Source organism: Lysinibacillus sp. FW12 (assembly GCF_050817245.1).
GTDB classification, from domain to species: domain Bacteria; phylum Bacillota; class Bacilli; order Bacillales_A; family Planococcaceae; genus Lysinibacillus; species Lysinibacillus irui.
The window spans coordinates 1,020,973-1,044,195 of record NZ_CP139094.1; the positions used below are offsets into that span (position 1 = coordinate 1,020,973).

Genomic DNA, 23,223 nt, shown 5'->3' on the forward strand with positions numbered 1-23,223 from the left:
TATTATGCGTCATGATTTGCTGAATAATGTCGTATTTTTCTGTTTAGTGTATGTATATTGGTTTGAGGGTTTTAATGAAAATGAAAGATATATCAATTATATTAAGGTGTTTAAATGTATAACTATCCTTTTCATTGAAAAAAGACATTCGTATCAATAATTGATATATTATCAATTTTCGAAGGAAATATAACATTGATAAGATGAACTACATATAAAAAAGCCTTTGAGGAAAGTAACCAACAAAGACCTGCTATCTTTTTATACAGCCATTTCTTGGATGATGGTAAAGTGATGCCTTTCATGAATAACCAACAACTGAATCACTTGAATAAGATTAATAGTGGGCAATTGCTGTATGTAGCTTTTCAGAATCTAATGGAGGTGATAAAAGAGTTCACCAATGGACCTTTTCCCTCATGTGTTACTCGCCATAGTTCTTCCTGTGATAGTAAATGAGTAGATTGTAGGTAAGGTTCGTTGCTCCTGTAATGTTTAAAAATATTTGGCTATATTGTTAGATTCCATTCACCTCATTCCCACTTTATGGAATTTTTTAACAATGTACATTAAATGCTCTTCATTATGGTCGATAAAAATGAAAAGTATTTTGGGAGGGAAAAGAATGAATATTAGGCTTTTAACAGCAGCAGATGCCGAAGTTTATCGAGAATTGAGATTGGAAGGACTACAAACGAATCCAGAGGCATTTGGCTCTAGCTTTGAGGAAGAAAAGGATATATCGCTTGAGTCGTTTGCCAGTAGACTCGAAGGGCAGGGAACATTTACATTTGGGGCATTTAATCAGGGGGATTTGCTTGGAGTAGCGACATTAGTGCAAGCAAATAAAGTGAAGCTCAAGCATAAAGCGAGCATTTTTGCTGTCTATGTTTCTCCCAAAAAACGGGGATTGGGCATAGGAAAGCAACTAATGGTAGAAGTGATCAATCAAGCAAAGACATTAGTAGATGTCGAGCAGATTAATTTAACAGTTGTTTCTTCCAATGAATCAGCAAAAGGATTATACACATCGTTAGGCTTTCGCGTTTTTGGAACAGAGCGAAACGCCTTAAAAATAGGACAGCAATATTTTGATGAGGATTATATGGTACTGTTTTTCTAAGAAAGAAAAAGCCTTTGAAGTATGCACATTCAAAGGCTTCAATTTATTATGGTGAGTATCAAAGGAACAAAGAAAATAATGCAAAATATAAAAGAATGGCTGTCGTAAAAAGAATAAGTAAAGAGCTAACAATGCCCACTTTCTTTATAAGTAACCATATACTTAGCAAGATAACAATGACCGATAATGGGAGTGCTAGCCAAAATCCAAGAATCCCCAAGTATTCAATCATAATGGGGAATGAATCGTGAAAGTAATTATAGGGAATATCTAGCATGAGAAAAATGGTCACTATAAGATCCATAAAATTCCCCCCATCTAACTATTTGTTCTTACATATATGGTATGCAAATGCACGGTTAAGTCACACGGCAGTACTCTTTAAAAAGGGTGCTACCGTCAAATAAAAAGATGCCTTTGAAGGAATTACTCTTCAAAGGCAATTTCTATAGGTCCTTGTTTATGAAGCTACGCTCAATAAAAATAAATACAAATAAACAGATAGATAAGAGTAGCATACCTAAGCTTATAACAAATAAGCCCATTCCTGACCAACTACCGATGATCAATGACAGAAGAACAATGATTCCGAAGACAACAAGTGTTAGCTTTGTAGCTTTTCTTTTATCTTTTATAACAAACATGGTTATTCCAAATACTAACATATTAGCGAAAAAACCTATCCCAATTGGAATTAGAATATCCATCTCCGTATTCAAATCCTTTCAATTAATAAGTTTTAGCTAAATACCTAAGGTCTCAACTCCAACAGCTCTTATGGTAATGAAAAGTACTAAGAACAAAAAATAGGAAAAATATGCTAAAAGGAAAGATGCTGATGTTTGCTTTTTACGCGTTGGCTCACTATAAAGAAAAAACCTACCCTGGAATGCTAGTGATAGTCTAACATTTTGAGGTAGGTTAAATTGACCTACAAAATGAAATATCTGTTTATATTATTTAGCAATCTTTATGAACAAATCTTTAGCCTTTCGGACCAATTCTCCCGCCTTTTATTAACCAATTCCAATACATCTCAAAAAACTTTGACTTTGTTTGAAGTCCATATGGTAATCCAATAAACATCCAAAATAGAGAAGAATAAACCAACAAAAATATCAATAATCCCATCAATATACTTTTTATCTGAAAACTAATAAAAATACTAGAAAACATAATAAGTAAATGGATTATAATTATTCTCTTATAGGCTAACAAGAATCTCCTCTCCTGTTTTAATGATAACACTGTTGAAAGGGGAGCATTAACTTTATACTCCATTTATTTTGTAGGCTATTATCAAAAAAGGATAGCAGATGTAAAGAAATTCATTATGAAATATCCATTTAAAAATAAAAGCCCCCCCAGATAGAATTAGATCTATAACCTAAATTATTTGGCAGGTTGACTTGCGAAAAATTACTTCCATTACATAACTTACCGTAGCAAGCCGGTAATTATGTTGCTTATCTTCCTTTTTTATCAGTAAGAGATTTTATATCTTCAGATAACGCCGTGATGACAGCTTCTAATTTATCTATTTTCCCTTCAAAGCGGATGAATAGATAGACTGTGATGGCAATAGGGAAACCAGAATTTCCAATTAGGCTTACCCATATTTGAATCGTTTCGAGTGTTATCATGACATCTTCCTCCTTCGTTAATGTTGTGCCTTACAACAAAAAGTGAAATGCCTCTTTATAAAATCAATATGAATAAATATTTTTCAGAACATTTGTTCTGTTTTTGGTTTATAATAGATATATGATATTCACTTTATTTATCAAAGAAGGCGGATCTATAGGAGTGATGAAAATGTGTAATGAGCATCAAAAAATAGAAGAGTTTTTTCGCAGGAATATGGAGCAGGTTAAAAATCCAATTATCAGTAGTTTTTTGGCTGATGCTAAAAATTTATATTTGGTTCAAAATGCTATCTTATATCCAACCGATTGTAATATGAAAATGGTTGATGAAACTTTTCAATCACACTATATAAGGGTTCGAAAAATAAAATATGTCAGCAGTTTAATTTATTATTTTAGCTTGGATTTTGATAAAAAAAGGAGAAGATTGCAAAACCGTTACTTATTAATTGTAGACAACGGCATATCAGAGTTTGACAGTGCAGGGGAAGATGAAAGGATTGAAGAAGGGCTATTAGATACGGTTGAAAATGAAGAGCTTTTTAAAGCATTAAGAAAGTTAACAGACAAGCAGCTTCAAATTTTAGAAATGATTTATGTAAAAGACAGTCCTATAAAAGTTATTGCTGAAAGCTTACAAACAACACCTCAGAATATATCCAATCTTCATCGAAAGGCATTAAATAAACTTCATCACATGCTTAGAAAAGAGGTGAACTAGGAATGGAAAACAACTACAATGAGGAAACGTTAATGATCATCGAGAACTTTACACCAAAAATTAAGCAATGTCTTCACCAAACAAGCTATCAGGAAAGAGAGGACTTGGAACAGGAGATCAAATTAAAAATTATTGAAAAGCTGGCAACGCAAGAATTTAATGATACACCTAGTTTTTGGGATTTTTTTATATAAACTAAAAGGAAAAAGAGCAATGATCCTTTTGGGACAGTTGCTCTTTCGAATTATTAGCCTTTTAGAAAATCTGGTTTTGCAAAGCTTGGGTTTGGATATGTGTAGAAGCCTTCACCTGTTGCACGGCCAAGTTTGCCTTTTTCGATATACTCTGTTTTTAAGAGGTTTGCCAATTTTTTCATGTTGTCATCACCAGTAGCAGTTGCTTTCGCTTCCACAATGTTATAAGCAGTGTTAATGCCAACGATGTCTAGGATAGCAAATGGTCCAAGTGGAGCGCCTGTACCAATCATCCATGTTTTATCAATTGTTTCTGGATCAGCCACTTCTTTTACAAGTAAAGATTCAGCTGCATCTAAAAATGGCACAAGCAATGAGTTTAAAATATAGCCAGGTTGTTCTTTATATAATGGCAGTGGTACCATACCGATTGCACGTGCAAATTCAACAATCTCATCAAACACCTTCATATCTGTACCTGGGTGTTTCATAATTTCAGCTGTATTGTTTTTCCAAATCGTATTAGCAAAGTGAAGCGCTAAAAATTTCTCAGGACGGCCAGTAGCTTCGGCAAATTGGCTTGGTAATAAAGTAGATGAGTTTGTCGCAAAGATTGTTTTTGCTGGCGCTACTTTACCAAGATTTGTGTAAAATTCTGTTTTGATGCTAACAACTTCAGGAATGGCTTCAATAACAAGATCAGCATTGGCAACGGCTTGAGCCAAGTCACTATTGAAAGTAAGACGTGCATAGGCAGCATCCACTTCTTCTTGAGTTGCACCTAAGTCTTGTTGATACAATGGTTTTAATTTTGTGATTCGGTCCTGTGCATTTGTTAGAGCCTCATCGTTAATGTCGTAAACTGTTACATTAAACCCTTTGAACGCAGACTGATAAGCAATTTGACTTCCTAATACACCACTACCTGCAACCGTAATGTTTTGATAATTCATCGAAATTCCTCCTTCGAAATTGTTACATTAATATAATAGTTGGGATATGTAGATATTCCTTTGTTACAATTCCATACTACTTCTACCCTCGAATAAAAATCAAATGATAGCCCCTGATATTATATAGATATAAAATTTTTAATGATGTTCCTTTTCAAGTATGTACCCATTAATAGAGAAATATAACGTAATTGTTAAGTCAATATCTGACCATATCAATACTGTTAAGAGCTGCTTTGCGTATGCAAGTACTTATTTACTAAATAAAGGGCATTCCTCTACTTTATACCTACTCATAAATTTAGGTTACATTTGTATCATGTAAAGCGACATGTTTTATTATAAATTGAGTGAATTTCTCTTATAGCAATAAAAAATTATCGTATTTCTTTGTTGGACTCCTTCCGAATTGAAAAATTGAAGTAGTAAAATGCTAATATGTGAAAAATAGGTCTTTTATATAATTCTTGCATAATTTACATTTTATTATAGATTTACAAACTGTTGTTTTAGTACACTGATTTTATGAATCTAAGGGGGAAGAACAGTGAAAAAAATAATGTTAGCTGGAGCACTAAGTATTGCATGTTTTACAGGAGGATTTGGCGGGCAGGCATATGCACAGGAAGCTGTGGATGTGGCAAGTATCATCCATCCAAAGCAAGCTGTTGCAGCCACTAATCAATTACAAGCCATGTCTTATCAAGATGTTTATAAAATGTTGCTGCTATCTAAAATAGGCTTTGAAAATAATGAGGTAACGATTGTTACAACAAAAAATAGTATTACGGTAAAGGTTTCGTTAGAGGCGATTCTTCAATCCTACAAAGATGGTACAAATCTTTATCCTGAGGGAGAAAAAGAATTTAAGGAAAACTATGAGGAATTTAAGAAAATATTCGGGAATGCCATCCAAATAAAAATCACACAAACTGGAAATGGCTTCAAGAGTGAAATCTATACTGCTGGTAAATGGGAAGCGGTTAGTGCTGAAGATTTAAATGGGATGATCATGGTTTTTGGTCGTGCAGATGTTGAGTTAAAACCAGGTGGTTATTTCAAGGATGCTATTGGGCATTGGGCTGAGAGCTATATCCAGTTGCTCTATCAAACAGACATTATTAATGGCACAACGGCAACTTCGTTTAATCCAAATGGTCAAGTGACTCGTGGAGAACTGGCAGCTATTATTTTCCGTGCCTCTGGCTTAAATGTGAATGAAGATTATGAGGGTCCTGCTTCTTATACGGATCTGAATGGTTTCTGGGGTGCAAAGGAAGTAGCTATACTTGAAGAATATGGTTTAATAGATATTTTCGACGGCGACAAATTCCAGCCGAAAAAGCCTGTTACACGCGAAGAAATGGCCTATATCACTGCTAGGTACTTAACAGCAATGGAAGTTGACCTATCTCAAGTAAGTAAAAACAACACATTTACAGATAAAAACCAAATGCGTAAAGAAACAGTAGAAGCTATTGGTCTATTGCAGCATTTAGGAATATTAAATGGCACGAATGGCAAATTTAATCCAAAAGGCAATCTAACTCGTGCAGAGGTTTCAAAAATTTTAACAATGACTTTATTGCTATTGAGTGAAGAAGCTTAATAGGAAAGGGGGTGTCTCATATCCATAGAGACACCCCTTTTTATTCAACGAGAATATGGAAAATATAGCTGAGAAAATAGCCTAAGAAAAGATACATAAAAAATGATCGGAAGGAGACTTTTTGGATTTGATGCAAAATGAATTCAGAAATACTGGCCGTCGCAATCAATCCAATGGAAATCCCCATTAAAATGCCCTGTGCCTTTTCGGTTAAGGCCCAATATTGTCCAAGCCAAATGAAAAGACTAAAGAAAATAGAGAAGAAAAAGAAATAAATAAAAAGTCTCCAAAGCCTTTCACCCTGTGAAATGAGTGCAGTCGATAGAGCAAAACCTTCTGGCACATGATGAAGAATGATGGACGCAGTGAGCGAAATACTTAATGCAGCGTTTCCTAGTAAATTGCCGACGGTGAGACTAATAGGAATAGTATGGATAATCATAGCTAGTGTTAATAGAGAGACTGAGGGATTTTGTGCATGGGAAGCATGAAATAGGGTATCTAATAACTGAAAGATGAAGTAACCAATAAAAATACCAAGAATGACTCCGAAAGACTGATAGATTTGAAAGGAAGAAGGGATGATATCTAGCACCAGTAAGCCGACTAAAAAACCCCCGCATAATAAAGATAGCCCTTGCGTTGTATGCTGAAATAGCTTAGAGAAAATCCAGGCAATCGCGCCTCCTATGCTCACACTAAAAAATAGAAATCCACCAAGAATCATTGCACTCACCTGTAAATTCCTCCGCCCTATCTTAAACTAAAAGCTGTTTTACCAAATATATGCTAACTAGAAACGATTATGCTTTCTGTCCACTTGGCTGTATACAATCTATAAAGGAAGTTTGTTGTGCATACTGTCGGGTAGAGAAGGAGAGAATAGTGTCAGAATCGATGCTTGATAATTTGTAAAAGGGAGATGTTGACATGAAGGCAGTAACATATCAAGGGATTAAAGACATTCAAGTTAAAAATGTAGAGGACCCAGCTATTAAAAAGAAGGATGATATCATTGTCCGTATTACCTCGACAGCCATTTGTGGTTCAGATTTGCATATTTACCAGGGAGCTATTCCTACGTATAAAGATTATGTGATTGGACATGAGCCAATGGGCATTGTAGAAGAAGTGGGGTCAGATGTGACCAAGGTGAAAAAGGGGGACCGTGTAATCCTACCTTTTAATGTATCGTGCGGAGATTGCTTTTATTGTAACAATGCTATGGAAAGTCAATGTGATCATTCCAATGACAATCTTGGAGTAGATTCAGGAGGGTACGTAGGCTTTACCCAGCGTTATGGTAATTATCCTGGTGGACAAGCTGAATTTTTACATGTTCCCTATGGCAATTTTATGCCCTTTGTCATTCCTGACTCTTGTGAGCTAGAGGATGAAGCACTTTTATTTTTATCGGACATTGTACCAACTGCCTATTGGAGTGTGGAAAATGCGGGAGTTAAAAAGGGCGATACAGTGGTGGTGTTAGGTTGTGGACCAGTGGGCTTATTGACACAGAAATTTGCATGGATGAAGGGTGCAAAGCGAGTAATTGCTGTTGATTATATTAGCTATCGCTTAGCCCACGCGAAAAAAATGAACAATGTTGAAATTATTAATTTAGACGATTACGATGAAGTGGCTTTTTATATTCGTGAAATAACGAAAGGTGGAGCAGATGTTGTCATTGATTGCGTTGGTATGGATGGGAAAAAAACACCTTTAGAAGCTATCGGACAAAAAATGAAAGTACAGGGAGGAACATTAAGCCCACTGCGAATTGCAATGGATGCAGTACGCAAATTTGGCACAATCCAAATTACAGGTGTTTATGGCGCTAAGTACAATCAATTTCCATTAGGACATCTGTTTGAACGTAATATATCTCTAAAAATGGGCCAGGCACCTGTTATTCATCTCATGCCAAAATTATTTGATTTAATCACTGCAGGAAAGTTTGATCCGACTGACATAATTACACATAAGCTACCATTAGAGGAAGCAAGTAAAGCCTATCAACTATTTAGTAACCGTGAAGATAACTGTATTAAAGTGATTTTAAAACCTTAAAGGGAGCGTCGACGCTCCTTTTTTTGTGTGTAATGTTGGGATGGAAAAATTGACTGAATATTAGTTTAATTCTATACTTTCTAATAGGAAGACCAGATTCATCGATTTAGCTCATTAAGGGAGGAATGGTTGAATGAAATGGGATGCAAGTTATGATGTAGTTGTAGTAGGCTCTGGAGCTGCGGGATTGACAGCAGGTTTAACAGCAAAGTTACAAGGTTTGAAATCATTAGTAATTGAAAAAACGGATCGCTATGGTGGTGCTTCTGCTATTTCAGGCGGTGCCTTATGGATTCCGAATAATCATGTTATTAAAGGTGCAGGTGTTCCAGATACACATGAACTTGCACGCCAATATTTAGATTCAACAGTTGGTGATCGAGTGCCTGAAGCTTTAAAGGAGGCCTATATTACAAGAGGCCCAGAAATGTTGCGATTTTTATACAATAAAACTAAGCATATGCGTTTCCAATATGCAAAAGGTTACTCGGACTACTATCCAGAAAAACCAGGGGGCTTGTCTCAGGGACGTTCCATTGAACCACTAATTTTCGATTTAACGAAAATGGGCTCTTTAGCGCATACTATGCGTCGAGCAACTCTATCAACTAAGGGCTTTACAATGAATAGCTATGAGTTTCATAAAGTTAATATGATAACACGGACGTTAAAAGGTAAAACAACTGCACTGAAATTAGGCATGCGCCTAGTAAAATCAAAGGTGACAAAAAGTGAGCCAGTTGCGTTAGGTGAAGCTTTAGTAGCACGTTTACGACTATCGCTAGCGGAGGCAAATGGTGAGCTTTGGCTATCAACGGCCTTTAAAGATTTTATGATGGATAAGGGTCGAGTGATGGGGATCATTGTGGAACGAGATGGACAAGAGCTGCGAATTGAGGCAAAGAAAGGTGTTGTTCTTTCATCAGGCGGCTTTTCACACAACCAAGCACTTCGAGAACAATATTTACCAAGCCCAACGAACGCTGCATGGACTTCTTCACCAGAGGGACAAACAGGTGACGTTATAGAACCAGGTGTAAAAATTGGCGCTACATTAGATTTAATGGATAAAGTGTGGGGAGCGCCTTCTGTTATTGATCCACAAGGACAACCCTTCTTCCTAGTAGCGGACAGGGGCGTACCAAATATGATTGTTGTAGATAGCGCAGGACAGCGTTTTGTGAACGAAGCGGCTCCTTATCATGAATTTGTAGATACCATGTACGAGCATCAAAAGACCACGCAACAGGCTGTTCCTTCATGGATAGTCATTGATGCCTCTGCTAAAAGCCGTTATATTTTTACAGGTCTGTTCCCAGGACAAGCCTTCCCAAAAAGCTGGTTTGATCATGGCATCGTGAAAAGTGCAGAGTCCATTGAAGAACTTGCTAGAAAAATGGATGTGCTGCCTGAAAGTCTAATAGAGACAGTAAATCGTTTTAATGACTTTGCCCGAAATGGTCATGATGATGATTTTTATCGTGGTGATAGTGCCTATGATAATTACTATGGGGACCCAACATTGCCAAATCCAAATTTAGCAGAGATCAAAAAAGCTCCTTTCTATGCATTACGTATATATCCAGGCGATATTGGCACAAAGGGAGGCTTGGTAGTGGATGAACATGCTCGGGTTATTAAGGCAGATGGCGAACCAATCGAAGGATTATATGCTTCAGGTAATTGTTCAGCGTCGATCATGGGAGAAACGTATCCTGGACCGGGTGCTACGATTGGGCCTGGTATGACATTAAGCTTTGTGGCGACTACACATATGGCTAACACCGTAAAAAAAGAAGAAGTACCACTTGTAAAAATATAAAGTTGACTAAGCCCTTCCTATGACTGTGATAAGGAAGGGCTTTCATGTGGATGAAATGTTCTAATATTTTTTTGCTAAGAATATAGTGGCTACAACATGTATGGCGATGATAATGGAAAAAAGGAGCGATATAGTAAATTGCTTACGTATAAACTTATCACGACTATTGAAGCATTAGAGCCCTATCGAAGTACTTGGTCAACAATACTCGAAAGAGAGCACAATGATAATCCTTTTATTGAGTACGAGTGGGTCTCAACTTGGTGGACAACATTAGGGACTCATGACAATGTTGAGATTTATGTAGTCGAATATCAAGGAGTAGCAGTTGCCTTTTTTCCGTTAGTGCATACAGTACGGTTTGGTAAGGTGCATCATTTTGGCTTTTTGGGACAAGGGTTTGCGACTTATATGGAAGTAGTCGCTGAAAAGAATTGGCTTGAACGTTCCATTGACTTTATGCTGAAGGAGCTTTCAAAAAAATACAGGCGTTATTTAATGGTGTTACATGGATTGTTAGAAAGTAAAAATACCTCTCAAGAATTAGAAAAATTTGCAATAGAATATCAGATGCCACATTCCATTTTTCGGACTGTCACGCCTTATATAGATTTTCAATCAATCACACTTGATAATTTTTTGCAGAAGCATCGAAAAAAATTCAAAAGTTTGAAGCGCCGGGAAAATAAATTAAAGTTACTTGGTCATGTAGCATTTCAAGAAGCAAATCACCATCATTTACAAGACATGTTTACGTTATTTACGAGAAGGTGGCAAAAGAAAATTGATAAAAGTGGTTTTACAGAAAATCAGACTCGATTGTTCTACGAGCGATTGGCCAAGGTCTCCGATAAGGCATTGCGAGTAGAGGTGGACAGCCTGCAATTTGAAGGCCGGTGGATTGCGTTTACGATTGACCTTTGCTGTAGAGAGCGTAATTTTTGTCTGGCAATGGGACATGAGCCTGACTTCAATCTATTTGGCCCAGGCCGCATTATTGAAAAAGAAAATATGTTAAAAGCACATGATGTAGGCTATCGTTATTATGATCTAGGAAGTGGCTATGAGCCATACAAGTTTGAATGGTATACCCATATTGATTTTACAAGAAAATTTGTTATGAGTACGAAAGGAACAAAAGAGCGTGTACTTCGATCCTGGATGGTCTTACGAGATCGCTTAAAAGGTCAGTTAACGAATAATCATCAGCTCGTGAAATGGAAGCGGGACCGTTTAGGAGAACTACGATATTTTGTGAAGCACGCGAAAATAAAAGATTGGTTAAGAGCTTCAGTTAGGATAATACAACGATTTTTAGCAGTACATATTTTAGATGTTTATATAGCAGAACAAAAATATGCTTTCGGGCAAGTGAACTTTCAAGAAGTATCAATGAAGGATATTACGGAGATGCATGAGCGAGCAAACTATGTTTCAAGTTTCTATAGGGGCTATCGACTTTTGGGAAATGGTGATCAAATTATATATAAGAGGCATGATAAAATAGCATCTGAAGAAGCTGCTAACTATTCCTATGAGCTAGCAGATAATATGTCGTATATAAGAGAGTATGACAGTCAGCAACTCGTTGATATCATTGCTGATGTCCAGAGAGAAGGAAGAGCCGTTTGTACGATTGCCCCGTGGTTTGATAGAAAAAGAAGGCGAAAGTTGGTACAAGCGGGTTTCCGTAAAGTGGAGAAAATCAGTATCTTACAATTGTTCAAATGGCGAAAAATATATCAATTCTAAACGACAACACCCTCAGCAAAAAAGCTGAGGGTGTTTCATGATTAAAAGTGGATACCAGGTTTATCGATTAGCTTACAGCCTGTACCATATTTTGCTTTTAAAGCACCTTTAAAATGAGTTTGCTCTAGTTCTGGGAATGTTTGTTTCCAAAGTTCAAAAACATTATGACTAGTTGCTTTGCCATCCTTCGTCAAGCGTGCAATATGGAAGCCGTACTCATCATTACAACGAGCTAACGCACGGTTTTCACGGACCGTAATAATTCGACCACTTGTCGTCATTTCATATAATCCTTCATAGCCAGCGATAGCACGGCTTTCCTCATTTTCTTCAACAACAATATCTTCTTTTTCTTCAGCAACAGTTTCTTCTTTTTCCTTAACAGGTGTTACTTTTTCTTCTGTTGTTGCCTCATGTTCAGTAGTTTGAGCTTCTACAGCACTATTTTCTGATGGTAACTGTTCAACAATGAAAAAGTCTTTATTTGAGGCTTTATCACTCATTGTCGCCATTACGTTCATAATAGAACCAACATAACGTAAAGGTTTTTCTTTCCCTTCTTCAAAGACAAAAATATTATAATCGGTTTTATTAATCTTTTTCATAATAATATTTCCTGTTGTAATCGTAAAACCGATGAACTTGTTCTTTTTTAATGCTTGTATTGCTTCTTGCTTTGTTAAAATCATTTTGAAAATCTCCTAAAGAATTATTTATTCTATTCTACCATAAAAATTATCACATTGTTTTTCGTAAAATAATGGTTGATTTTGTACGATAAAGGAAATCACCCCTAATAGTGGAGCTATGGCAATGGTTCTTTCGAAACACAGTGAGGTTGAATGTTTTGCTAGGGATTCAAACTGCACTTGAAGTTACTGGTGGCTGTTCGAAGTACTCAACGCAATTTTTGATTTCAAGCATCACGTTGAAAATGTGGTAGAGTTAAAGAAAGCAAAGGCTTTAAGCTACGCCTTGCTTGCCTTACGATAAATATTTCGCATTTTTCTTAGCCAAAAATAAAGGAGGATATAAACGATGGTTCAGCATAAATTTACAATGGATTTAACTTGGGCGGATGGAAGAAATGGGACAGGGAACATAACATCAAGCAATTTACAAACGCAAATATCTATTCCTCAGGAAATGAATGGTCCAGGGATTGGTACAAATCCAGATGAAATGCTTTTAGGTGCAGCGGCAACCTGTTATTTAATCACCTTAGCTGCTCTGCTTGAAAGATCGGAAATAGATGTGATGTCTTTATCCATGCAGGCTCATGGGTTTGTAAGCGTAGAAAATGGCGTTTTTACTTATGAAAAAATTGTCCATAAACCAACGATTGTTGTCCAAGAGCTATCGGAACATCTTGCAAAAAGAATAGAGCGCTTAGCACACAAGGCGGAACAGACTTGTATGATAAGTAAAGCGGTGAAGGGGAATGTTTTGATTGAATGTGATGTTCAAATTTTAGAAGCAAGCATATAATACGGCAAAAAGAGTTATTCAGCATATGACGCTGACATAACTCTTTTTTTCTTAAAGGGAGCACTTTTTCTATACTAGTTCTAGAAATGTACAAAATGAATATATAGTGTTAAGTGCTAAAAAAATGCAAAGGATGATGTATTGCACGTTCAGACAGCTCAGAATCTCACATTCTATGGTCAGTACGGCAAAAGAATAGTTGATATTATTGGGGCTTTAATTTTACTTTTTATAACGATTCCTCTTATGCTAATAGTCTTTCTCATTTTACTCATGACAACGGGTCGCCCCATTTTCTTCAAACAAATACGAACTGGCCTCGATCATCACCGCTTTGTGATTTGGAAGCTACGAACAATGTGTATTCAGGCAGTTCCAGTAAATATGCCGACTATTTGTGCTAATGGTATCCCTGATGATTATTACTTTAAAACGAATCAAGATACACGTATCACAAAAGTGGGCGCTATCCTTCGAAAGCTAAGTATTGATGAAATCCCACAACTTTTAAATGTGCTAAAGGGTGATATGAGCATTGTAGGTCCACGCCCGGAAGTTCCAACGATTACAAATGCTTATAACTCTTTACAAGCTCGGCGACTGGAGGTAAAGCCAGGATTGACGGGGCTTGCTCAAATAAATGGTAGATCGAATATATCACATGGACAAAAAATCTCGTATGACATTGAATATGTTGAAAATTTCTCCTTTTGGATGGATATTCAAATTATGTTGAAGACTATTTATGTCATCGTAGCAAGAACGGGTGCTTATTAAAAAATAAGGAGTGGCAGTACTGAAAATAGTTCAGCTTATTACAAGAATGGATAAGGTCGGAGGTGCTCAAAAACATGTGGAGGCACTTTCTATCCAATTACAACAAGATGGACATGAGGTGACAGTTGTAACGGGCTCCTATCAGCCATCACTGTGGAGCTTGCAAGAACTGCAAATTCCCGTCATCAATATACCTTCCTTACAACGAGCGATTCATTTAGCGAAAGACTTTCGATCATTCTGGCAATTAAGAGCTGTCTTTAAACGAATACAACCAGATGTAGTAGCCACCCATTCATCCAAGGCAGGTATCATAGGTCGTATAGTTGGTAGTTTACTAGGAATTCCAACTATCTTTACAGCACATAGCTGGAGTTTTACAGAAGGTGTTCCACAAAAGAAAAAGCTGCTATACCATCGGATGGAAAAATCTGTTCAGCTATTTACTACAAAAATTATTACGGTATCCGAATACGATCGAGAATTAGCACTAATGAAGGAGGTGGCTCCTGCACATAAATTACTGACAATTCATAATGGCATTGATCTAATAGAGAAAAGGACAACAACTGAAAGAACATTTTTGGAGCAGCCAATCATTGTTATGGTTGCTCGTTTTGAAGTGCCAAAAAGGCAGGATATCTTACTCAAGGCTTTGGCGGAGCTGACGCATATTCCATGGCATCTTCAACTAATTGGAGATGGTTCACTACGTTCTGACTTAGAAAAACTTGTTGAACAGTCTGGTTTAACAGCACGTATAACATTTTTAGGCAATCAATTAGATGTCCATTCTTATCTTGAGAAAAGCCACATTTTTGTCTTGTTGTCAGATTGGGAAGGCTTGCCGATTTCTATTATTGAAGCGATGCGTGTAGGTCTCCCTATTATTGCAACAAATGTAGGTGGTGTAAAAGAGCTTGTAGAAGATCATGGTAATGGATTTTTAGTAGAACGAGATAATTTTGAATTATTAAAGCAGAGGCTACACCAACTAATAATAGATGCCGATTTAAGGCAACAAATGGGGAATGTAAGTGAATGCCGTTATTTGCAGTATTTCACGTTTACCCCTATGTATCAAAAAACAATAATGGTCTATCAGCAAGCTGTTTCAGAACTAGCGAAGAAAGGGGATTAAATTGCAATTAATTCGCATTAGAACTGATGATGAGCTTATGTGGTACAAGGAAATTTGGGATGCCATTTTAGAAGCAGAGGACAATGATAACCCATTTATAGAATTTGCTTGGTTTTATAATTGGTGGCAAATTGTTGGACGTAAAGAACGTGTAGAGCTTTATGCCATTGAACATGAGGGGACAATCATCGCCTTTTTCCCCTTTACGGTGTCTATTCGATGGGGAATAAGGGTGTATACATTTGCAGGTAAACAGATTGCTAACTATACCGGGATAGTCGCTAAACAACAGTGGTTACTCCAAGCAGCGACCTTTATATTTGATGAGCTGATTAAAAAATATCGACACGTTGTTTTTTCTCTCCATGGCTTATTAGAAAGTAAAGCATCTACTAAAATCTTGGAGCAATATTTTGTTGAAAGACAATTACGTACAAGCATATTCCGTGTAGTGACACCGTATCTAGCATTTTCAGAAGTAGATTTTCAACATCATTTCAATCAACGACGAAAAATGCATGGTGTCGATCGACGCGAACGAAAGCTACGAAATTTAGGCTCATTAGAAAGACGTGCTCCATCGCAGGACGAGCTTTGGCAAATGTTTCGATTATTTAATCGTCGTTGGGCAAAAAAGCTTGATACAAGTGAATTTACAAAGGGCAAGAAAAGAGACTTTTTTGAACGTTTAACAATGCTAAAGGGAGAGGCCTTACAGGTGGAGGTCGATGCACTTGTCTTTGAAAATCAGTGGATTGGTTTCACATATGGACTTTGCTGTCGGGGGCGTTATGTAACTTACGCTCTTGCACATGAGCCAACATTTAATTTATTTGGTGCTGGACGTATCGTCAATCAGGAAACCATTCAGCGAACGTTCGCAGCCAATTATCGCCTATTTGATATGAGTATTGGCTATGAGCCTTATAAATTTGACTGGCGCTCTAGCATTGATTTTACAAGGCATATGCTTGCCAGCAGTGGTTCGAAACGTACAAATTTACTGACAGGATTTTTATCATTAAAGCAACGACTTAAGGAATACGTAAAAAGTAATCAGCGAATTGTGGACTGGAAGCGTAATTCACTAGGCCAGTTACGTTTTTTAGTAAAGTATGGAAAGCTAAAAGATTGGCTAGAATATGGACAACAATTCGTAGAAAAATTTGTTCGTATGAAACAAGTGGAGCTGTATGAATTAACTCCCTCAGAGGATGTATCGCCACAGCAGCCTGTTGGTAACTTATTTGAAGAAATGTCGATTCAGGAAGCGATGCAGCTTGATCAGGAGGAAGTCATTGCCCTCTTTTATAAGGGATATACGATTTATAAAGACTCCTTTGCAGAAACGAATAAACCAGCCTTTGCGTTACATGCCACAAATTGGCGAGTCGATTCATTGCGGATTATAGAACCGTTACCGAAGCAGACCTATTTTTTAGCCTATGATGTTTTCAAACAAATCGATATTATTACAGCTTATTTTCGAAAAATAAAACCGGCACAAACACTATGGGTAACGGCAAGCTTTTGGCAATGGCGTAAGCGTAAGCGCTTAGTACAGCTAGGCTATAAACCTATTTCTCGAATGAAACATTTTAAATTCGCTCGCTTTGAGCGAAATCGTGTAGAAAAATATACGGAGAGTGGGGGCGATGTTCATTCTGTCCATTAAAAGTAAGCGATGGAATATCGCAATGCAGCATTTTTATCTTCTAGAAAAGCCAGCAAATGTTCGAAACTCAATGAAAGTTGTAGGCTATACACATTCACTTGTACCTAGCAGAAAGCTTGTAAAAAGCGAAACGGTTCACATTCATTTGCAAGAGCATGAGCTTTCGTTATATTTAGCACTTTCAGAAGGGAATCGTAAAATCCTTCGACGGGCCCAAAAAGAATTTTATCAAGTTATTTTGTACAAAGAGCCCTCGATGGACAACTTGCGAGCCTTCCAGCAATTCTACAATCAGTTTGCCAAAAGAAAAAAGCTTGAAGCAATTGGCAAGTCACAAATGGAAACACTCATGCTCCTAAATGAACAGGGTGCATTATTATTATCCGAGATCCAGAGTATTTGTGGACAAACACTGTGCTATCGATTAGATATTGTTCATGAGAAAAGAGCGATGTCTTTTTACGAGGCTACTTGTCATGCATCAGCTATGCCTTCACATTTAAAACGACCGATCCGTTATGCCAATCGTTTTTTAATCTGGCATAATCTACTCCACTTAAAGGAGCAAGGTTTTGTTTTATATGATATGGGTGAATTAACAAATAGTCATAATGTACGAGCCTTTAAACTAAGCTTTGGTGGCCAAATTGTCCATGTCTACTCAGGCTACATCACCCAATCAAAAATACGTGCACTGCTATTAGGTGTACAAAAATGGAGGAAGTAGCAACATGAATGGTGGGGGTCTCGTTATTTCATTAGATTTTGAGCTAAATTGGGGTGTCCATGACGTTTTTCGATATGGACAATACAATAAAAACCTATATGGTGTACGTAAAGCCTTGCCCAGAATACTAACGTTATTTGAGCAATATGACATTCATGCGACTTGGGCTACAGTCGGATTATTGTTTGCAGAATCAAAGGCAGAAATGGCTCATTATTTACGAGGTATCCCTGTGAAATATGAAAATATGCGCTTTGCTGCACATACACAGCTAGCAAAAGTAGGCGAAAATGAACAAGAGGATCTTTTACATTTTGGTAAATCTTTAATCGAGGATATTAAACGTACACCACATCAGGAAATAGGAAGTCATACCTTCTCCCATTTCTATTGCTTGGAAAAGGGGCAAACAGAGGCAGTTTTTCGTGCCGATTTACATGCTACAAAAACAATTAGTGAAGGATATATCGCTCCGATGAAATCCATTGTCTTTCCACGTAACCAAATAAACAAAGACTATTTATCAGCGTGTTCAGAAGCTGGCTATATTTGCTACAGAGGAACTGAAAACCATACATTGTATCAAGCTCAAAAGTTTACGAAGAAGGGCAGACTTTTCGGAGCAAAGAAATGGCTAGATAGCTATTGGAATCTAACCGGACACCATATGGCAACTCTAGCAGAAATGCAAGAGGCGCAGCTCATTAATATTCGGTCAAGTGCCTTTTTAAGGCCTTATTGTGGTCCATTGCGTGTATTCGAAGGGTTAAAAGTAAAACGTATTAAGGAAAGTATGCTCGAAGCTGCAAAGGCGCAAGCATTTTATCATTTATGGTGGCACCCTCATAACTTTGGCAAGCACATTGATAAAAATTTAGCGATGCTGGAAGAGCTATTACGCTATTATCAAGAGTTGCGCAGCCAATACAATTTTCAAAGTTATTCCATGCATGAAGTTGCTGAGCTATGCCAAAGCCACTTTAAACAGCAGAAATAGTTTTGATGAGGTAACCGCTCCAAAGTGTGGGCAAGGCGCTCCAAAAGAGAAGGTAACCGTTCGAAAGTGTGGACAAGGTGCTCCAAAAGAGAAGGTAACCGCTCGAAAGTGTGGACAAGGTGCTCCAAAAGAGGAGGTAACCGCTCGAAAGTGAGGGCAAGGCGCTCCAAAAGAGGGGGTAACCGCTCGAAAGTGAGGGCAAGGCGCTCCAAAAGAGGGGGTAACCGCACGAAAGTGTGGACAAGGTGCTCCAAAAGAGAAGGTAACCGCTCGAAAGTAAGGGCAAAGCGCTCCAAAGGTTGTGATACCCGCTCGAAAGTGAGGGCAAGGCGCTCCAAAAGAGGAGATAACCGCTCGAAGGTGAGGACAAAGCGCTCCAAAAGAGGAGATAACCGCTCAAAAGTGTGAGCAAGGCGCTCCAAAAGAGAGGATAACTGCTCGAAAGTGTGAGCAAGGCGCTCCAAAAGAGAAGGTAACCGCTTGAAGGTGTGAGCAAGGCGCTCCAAAAGAGAAGGTAACCGCTCGAAGGTGTGAGCAAGGCGCTCCAAAGGTAGGTTGTGATACCCGCTCGAAAGTGTGAGCAAGGCGCTCCAAAAGAGGAGATAACCGCTCAAAGTGAGGGCAAGGCGCTCCAAAAGAGGTGGTAACCGCTTAAAGTGAGGGCAAAGCGCTCCAAAAGAGGAGGTAACCGCTCGAAAGTGAGGGCAAGGCGCTCCAAAAGAGGAGGTAACCGCTCGAAAGTGAGGGCAAAGCGCTCCAAAAGAGGGGGTAACCGCTCCAAAGTGTGGACAAGGCGCTCCAAAGGATGTGATACCCGCTCGAAAGTGTGAGCAAGGCGCTCTAAAGGTTGTGATACCCGCTCGAAAGTGTGAGCAAAGCGCTCCAAAGGTTGTGATACCCGTTCGAAAGTGTGGGCAAACCGCTCCAAAAGAGGAGATAACCGCTCCAAAATCTGGGCAAAGCGCTCCTAACTATGGTGCTCCTCACTTTAAATGAAAGATATAAGACCAACTCACAATATGAAAATCACCCTTTCGTTATTGAAAGCAAACTAGATTGGTTTCTAGTTTGCTTTTTTGTTGTCTAATTGAGAAATTTCAAAAGAAAAGAGGAAAAAAGTAAAACAATGACGAAAATGAATGTACGAATGGTACTATAATAGTAGAAATTTTATGGTAGGACATTTTGCGGAAAGTAAAAATTTATGTAGGTCAATTTAACTTGGATGGAAAAGATATGAAGGGTGGTAGAGAATAATGTTTATTCAACCGGAATGCCAGTGGAAGCAAGAAAATGGATCAGCAATGCATCAATGGATAAAGCAGCAAGCTAATCCGAATCCAAATGATGTGGATATTGTAATTTATGGTGCGCTTTTATCGTATGCCAGTGGAGGATCAACAAAAGCGCAATATCCAACTGAATTTCGTAAAGTGTGGCCTAGTTTTCAATCATATAATTTAGATGAACAGGTTAATTTACGTGCGCTGTCAGTCGTGGATATAGGAGATGTGGCGATTCATGAACAAGATCGTATGCTTTCTGAATCTGCCATCGAAGCAGCAGCGGAAAATTTAAGTATTGCTTTTCAAAAAAGCTTTACTTGTTTGATTGGAGGAGATCATGCGGTTACTGCCTGTTCCTTAAGAGGTATAAAAAATGCTTTTCCGCAAGATCGGATTGGCATTATTCAGATTGATACACACTTAGATGCAAGGAATCAAGAAGAGGTTGGTTTAGCACAAGATTCTCCCATTCATCAGTTAATGGCAGCAGGAGTTGTTGAGGGGAAACATGTGTATAATGTCGGTTTGCATGGCTTTTTCAATTCACCTGAAATGATTCATTACGCAAGAGAGCAAGGGATTCATATGATTACGTTAAAGCAAATGCGACGAGATGGTATACAGCTCACAATTCGTGAAATGCTTCGTCAGCTGATGTATGAAGTAGATCGTATTTATGTTTCAGTAGATTTAGATGCTCTAGATATTATGTTTGCTCGTGACGTTCCTGCAGCAACACCAGGTGGCTTAACGGCCTACGAATTATTTGATATTCTCAAGCTGATTGGAGAAAATGAAGGAGTTCGTCATATTGATTTTGTTTATGCTGATCCTAAGGAAGGAATGCTACGTCCGGAAACCGTTAAAATTGGGGTAACAGCATTTTTACAGTGGTTAACAGGCATTCAACTTGATCACCGTAATCGTATTTCAAAAAAAGGGAAGGTTACGCCGTAAAGTAATGGTATTTCCGTGTATTGACAATGCTGATTAGTGAAAGTTTGTTATAATGTAAAATAGGAAACATTTTATTTTATACAAACTTTGTATTTGTAATAGAGAGGAAATTATATGACAACAAAACCAAAACTATTGATTGTTGACGGTATGGCACTGTTATTCCGTTCATTTTTTGCCTCTGCTGCAATGGGGCATTTTATTCGCTTGGCAGATGGGACGCCGACGAATGGGGCCCAAGGATTTGTACGTCATGTTTTAACAGCACAATCAATTATGAAGCCAACGCATATGGCAGTTTGCTGGGATATGGGGGCACATACATTCCGCAATGATTTATTTGATGGCTATAAAGCAAATCGCCCAGCGCCACCCGAGGAAATGCTACCTCAATTTGATGTGGCGAAAAAATTATCGCAGCAAATTGGCTGGCAAAATTTCGGTGTGAAGGGTATGGAAGCAGATGATTTAATCGGTTCCATGATTACTAAATGGCAGGATGAGGCCGATATTACGGTTATTAGTGGGGATAAAGATTTGCTTCAGCTTTTAAGACCTTCTACAGAAATTGCCTTTACGAAAAAGGGCTACACAGAGTACGATATTTATACACATACACGCTTTAAAGAAGAATATCGTATAGAGCCAGCGCAGTTTGCACAGGTGAAAGCCTTTATGGGAGATACTAGTGATGGTTATCCAGGTGTCAAGGGTATTGGTCCGAAGCAAGCATTGACGCTCATTCAAACATATGGCTCAATTGACAAGATTCTTGAATCACTTGGTGAATTAAAACCAGGACAACGCACAAAAATCCAGGAAAATTTGGACATGCTAAAATTATCGCATGAGCTTGCAACTATTCAAACCAATGTACCAATTGAAGCCAATTTTGCAAGTCTAGCGTTACCAAGCTATGAACCACAAATCTTTAAAGAAATAGAAGAGAGTGGCTACACGCTAATCGCCAAGCACGCACGCTCCTTGTATTCCCTTATTTAACAATGAACGCAGAGTATAGTAATATGCTCTGCTTTTTATTTTTTATAAATAAGCGCTATTGAGGTTTAATTTTAACAAACGATAACACCTTCTCATTATCTTTATAGAAAGCTCGGCGAATAGTACTTTCATGATGTGGTCTACCATTATCATGAAAAATTAACGATAGTTCGCCATTTTTTATGTCATAGCCAATTAGCGGTACCCAATGATAGGCAAAGGCCGATTTTTTATCTCGCCATTGAAGGCTAAAGTAACGATCAAAACGCATAGCAACAGGGCGACCGGCGTCAATCTCCTGTAAAGCTTCTTTTAATGAACAATTTCGAATATCCCAAGTTGGATATAGTCGACGGAGATTGTGGATAAGTCGCCATTTAAATAAGCCAATTTTTGTGCCACCGAGCAGCTTGTAGAGCTCATTAATTGAAGGGGCTGATTTGTTCAAAAAGTTTAACATAACGTGAATAGTAGTAGGTCCACAGGCAGAATAACGATAGCTTGGTGCAATCGATGTATCATATTGTGATGTACCGAGTAAAACTAATTGTTTGTGCATAACAATCTCCTTTTAAAAAGAGCTGCATTTCAAAAATGAAATGCAGCTCTTTGCTCTTTATTGTTGAGCAGATAAAAATTCTGTTACTTGCTGAGGTGTTTTTGCATTGGCACTGTGTAAATGTGCAAGTTTTTCACCGTTTTGGAAAATTAATAAGCTTGGGATTCCCATTACATCATATTTGTCTGCAATTTCTGGAAGCTCATCACGGTTTAGCTCATACCAGTCATATTGGTTGTACTCTTCAATGATTGGATCGATGAACATGTTCATTCGTGTGCAATCTGGGCACCAGCCAGCGTAAAATTTCACTAGTACTTTTTGGTCACCCGCGATTAGTTCATTAAATTGATCTGCTGTAGTAATTGTTTTCATTATATATTCACTCTCCTTGCTTTCCATTCTACACATTTTTCTCTTAACCTGAAAGTTTTCTGTTTGGCCGTTTTGATTGCTACTTATTGTCTGCTTTTAGCTCGTAAAAAACAGAAAAAGATGTATATTGCAAAAATAATTCTTGAAAAAAGATTGCTAAATTAGACAAAATAATCTACACTAAAAACAGAAAAGTAGTTTTATCTTCATTCATTAAAAAGTGAGTTAAGAACGAAGATAAGCCTTAGTCGGGCTTAGTTGCCTGGAATGAATTTCATCCAACAACAGGAGGAAAAAACACTAAGGTACACTTGATATTTTTTTGGCCAAAAAATGAATGGCTATTCAT

The 23,223-nt window shown here is 37.8% G+C and carries 22 protein-coding genes; 15 read left to right on the forward strand and 7 right to left on the reverse strand.

Features of this window, described 5'->3' with window-relative positions:
* Positions 1-625: 625 nt before the first annotated feature.
* Positions 626-1,123 (forward strand): GNAT family N-acetyltransferase, encoded by a 498-nt coding sequence (locus tag SJW71_RS05215; RefSeq protein ID WP_322611071.1) that lies wholly within the window; start codon positions 626-628, stop codon positions 1,121-1,123.
* Positions 1,124-1,181: 58 nt separating this feature from the next.
* Here SJW71_RS05215 and SJW71_RS05220 read toward each other — a convergent pair whose 3' ends face one another.
* Together SJW71_RS05220 and SJW71_RS05225 are read right to left on the reverse strand one after the other, a co-directional pair.
* Positions 1,182-1,427, reverse strand: coding sequence for a hypothetical protein (locus SJW71_RS05220; RefSeq protein ID WP_312505918.1), 246 nt, complete (start codon positions 1,425-1,427; stop codon positions 1,182-1,184).
* Positions 1,428-2,589: 1,162 nt separating this feature from the next.
* Positions 2,590-2,766 carry a YvrJ family protein gene (locus SJW71_RS05225; protein WP_429978572.1) on the reverse strand — a complete coding sequence of 59 codons (177 nt, stop codon included), beginning with the start codon at positions 2,764-2,766 and terminating at the stop codon, positions 2,590-2,592.
* A 172-nt stretch (positions 2,767-2,938) separates the two neighbouring features.
* Here SJW71_RS05225 and SJW71_RS05230 point away from each other — a divergent pair, with 172 nt between their 5' ends.
* The gene (locus tag SJW71_RS05230) at positions 2,939-3,490 is read left to right on the forward strand and encodes a sigma-70 family RNA polymerase sigma factor (RefSeq protein WP_431811836.1); all 552 of its coding nucleotides are present in this window, start codon (positions 2,939-2,941) and stop codon (positions 3,488-3,490) included.
* Between the two features lie 2 nt (positions 3,491-3,492).
* Positions 3,493-3,684 carry a hypothetical protein gene (locus SJW71_RS05235; RefSeq protein WP_322611068.1) on the forward strand — a complete coding sequence of 64 codons (192 nt, stop codon included), beginning with the start codon at positions 3,493-3,495 and terminating at the stop codon, positions 3,682-3,684.
* A 53-nt stretch (positions 3,685-3,737) separates the two neighbouring features.
* Here the strand turns inward: SJW71_RS05235 and SJW71_RS05240 are convergent, their stop codons facing one another.
* Positions 3,738-4,637, reverse strand: coding sequence for a 3-hydroxyacyl-CoA dehydrogenase (locus SJW71_RS05240; protein WP_431811837.1), 900 nt, complete (start codon positions 4,635-4,637; stop codon positions 3,738-3,740).
* Between the two features lie 547 nt (positions 4,638-5,184).
* On the opposite strand from SJW71_RS05240, the gene SJW71_RS05245 reads away from it, so the two are divergent.
* Positions 5,185-6,246, forward strand: a complete 1,062-nt coding sequence (locus SJW71_RS05245; protein ID WP_274794303.1) for an S-layer homology domain-containing protein — start codon at positions 5,185-5,187, stop codon at positions 6,244-6,246.
* Positions 6,247-6,286: 40 nt separating this feature from the next.
* Here SJW71_RS05245 and SJW71_RS05250 read toward each other — a convergent pair whose 3' ends face one another.
* Positions 6,287-6,973, reverse strand: a complete 687-nt coding sequence (locus SJW71_RS05250) for a ZIP family metal transporter (RefSeq protein WP_407135226.1) — start codon at positions 6,971-6,973, stop codon at positions 6,287-6,289.
* A gap of 203 nt (positions 6,974-7,176) precedes the next feature.
* Between SJW71_RS05250 and SJW71_RS05255 the strand changes: the two genes are divergently transcribed.
* From SJW71_RS05255 to SJW71_RS05265, 3 genes are all read left to right on the forward strand, one after another.
* On the forward strand, positions 7,177-8,316 hold the full coding sequence (locus SJW71_RS05255) for a zinc-dependent alcohol dehydrogenase (RefSeq protein WP_322605879.1): 1,140 nt from the start codon (positions 7,177-7,179) through the stop codon (positions 8,314-8,316).
* Positions 8,317-8,449: 133 nt separating this feature from the next.
* Positions 8,450-10,138: an FAD-binding protein gene (locus SJW71_RS05260; protein WP_312505902.1), complete on the forward strand. Its 1,689-nt coding sequence runs from the start codon at positions 8,450-8,452 to the stop codon at positions 10,136-10,138.
* Between the two features lie 96 nt (positions 10,139-10,234).
* Entirely contained in the window at positions 10,235-11,890 is a 1,656-nt protein-coding gene (locus SJW71_RS05265; protein WP_431811838.1) for a GNAT family N-acetyltransferase, read from the forward strand.
* A gap of 41 nt (positions 11,891-11,931) precedes the next feature.
* Here the strand turns inward: SJW71_RS05265 and SJW71_RS05270 are convergent, their stop codons facing one another.
* Positions 11,932-12,579: a 3-ketosteroid-delta-1-dehydrogenase gene (locus tag SJW71_RS05270; protein WP_322611056.1), complete on the reverse strand. Its 648-nt coding sequence runs from the start codon at positions 12,577-12,579 to the stop codon at positions 11,932-11,934.
* 349 nt (positions 12,580-12,928) lie between these two features.
* On the opposite strand from SJW71_RS05270, the gene SJW71_RS05275 reads away from it, so the two are divergent.
* From SJW71_RS05275 to SJW71_RS05310, 8 genes are all read left to right on the forward strand, one after another.
* On the forward strand, positions 12,929-13,378 hold the full coding sequence (locus SJW71_RS05275; protein ID WP_274794298.1) for an SACOL1771 family peroxiredoxin: 450 nt from the start codon (positions 12,929-12,931) through the stop codon (positions 13,376-13,378).
* Between the two features lie 141 nt (positions 13,379-13,519).
* Positions 13,520-14,155, forward strand: coding sequence for a sugar transferase (locus SJW71_RS05280; RefSeq protein ID WP_322611055.1), 636 nt, complete (start codon positions 13,520-13,522; stop codon positions 14,153-14,155).
* A 10-nt stretch (positions 14,156-14,165) separates the two neighbouring features.
* Positions 14,166-15,296: a glycosyltransferase family 4 protein gene (locus SJW71_RS05285; RefSeq protein WP_322611054.1), complete on the forward strand. Its 1,131-nt coding sequence runs from the start codon at positions 14,166-14,168 to the stop codon at positions 15,294-15,296.
* Position 15,297: 1 nt separating this feature from the next.
* Positions 15,298-16,971: a GNAT family N-acetyltransferase gene (locus tag SJW71_RS05290; protein ID WP_274794295.1), complete on the forward strand. Its 1,674-nt coding sequence runs from the start codon at positions 15,298-15,300 to the stop codon at positions 16,969-16,971.
* Positions 16,952-17,698, forward strand: coding sequence for a hypothetical protein (locus tag SJW71_RS05295; RefSeq protein ID WP_274794294.1), 747 nt, complete (start codon positions 16,952-16,954; stop codon positions 17,696-17,698). Before SJW71_RS05290 ends, SJW71_RS05295 begins: the two co-directional genes overlap by 20 nt.
* 4 nt (positions 17,699-17,702) lie before the next feature.
* Positions 17,703-18,695: a polysaccharide deacetylase family protein gene (locus SJW71_RS05300; protein ID WP_431811839.1), complete on the forward strand. Its 993-nt coding sequence runs from the start codon at positions 17,703-17,705 to the stop codon at positions 18,693-18,695.
* Between the two features lie 1,256 nt (positions 18,696-19,951).
* Complete coding sequence (locus SJW71_RS05305; protein WP_274794291.1) at positions 19,952-20,938, forward strand: agmatinase family protein; 987 nt, start codon at positions 19,952-19,954, stop codon at positions 20,936-20,938.
* A 114-nt stretch (positions 20,939-21,052) separates the two neighbouring features.
* Positions 21,053-21,940: a 5'-3' exonuclease gene (locus SJW71_RS05310; protein WP_431811840.1), complete on the forward strand. Its 888-nt coding sequence runs from the start codon at positions 21,053-21,055 to the stop codon at positions 21,938-21,940.
* Between the two features lie 55 nt (positions 21,941-21,995).
* Here SJW71_RS05310 and SJW71_RS05315 read toward each other — a convergent pair whose 3' ends face one another.
* Entirely contained in the window at positions 21,996-22,499 is a 504-nt protein-coding gene (locus tag SJW71_RS05315) for a C39 family peptidase (RefSeq protein WP_431811841.1), read from the reverse strand.
* 57 nt (positions 22,500-22,556) lie between these two features.
* Positions 22,557-22,901 (reverse strand): thioredoxin family protein, encoded by a 345-nt coding sequence (locus SJW71_RS05320; RefSeq protein WP_407135159.1) that lies wholly within the window; start codon positions 22,899-22,901, stop codon positions 22,557-22,559.
* Positions 22,902-23,223: the final 322 nt, after the last annotated feature.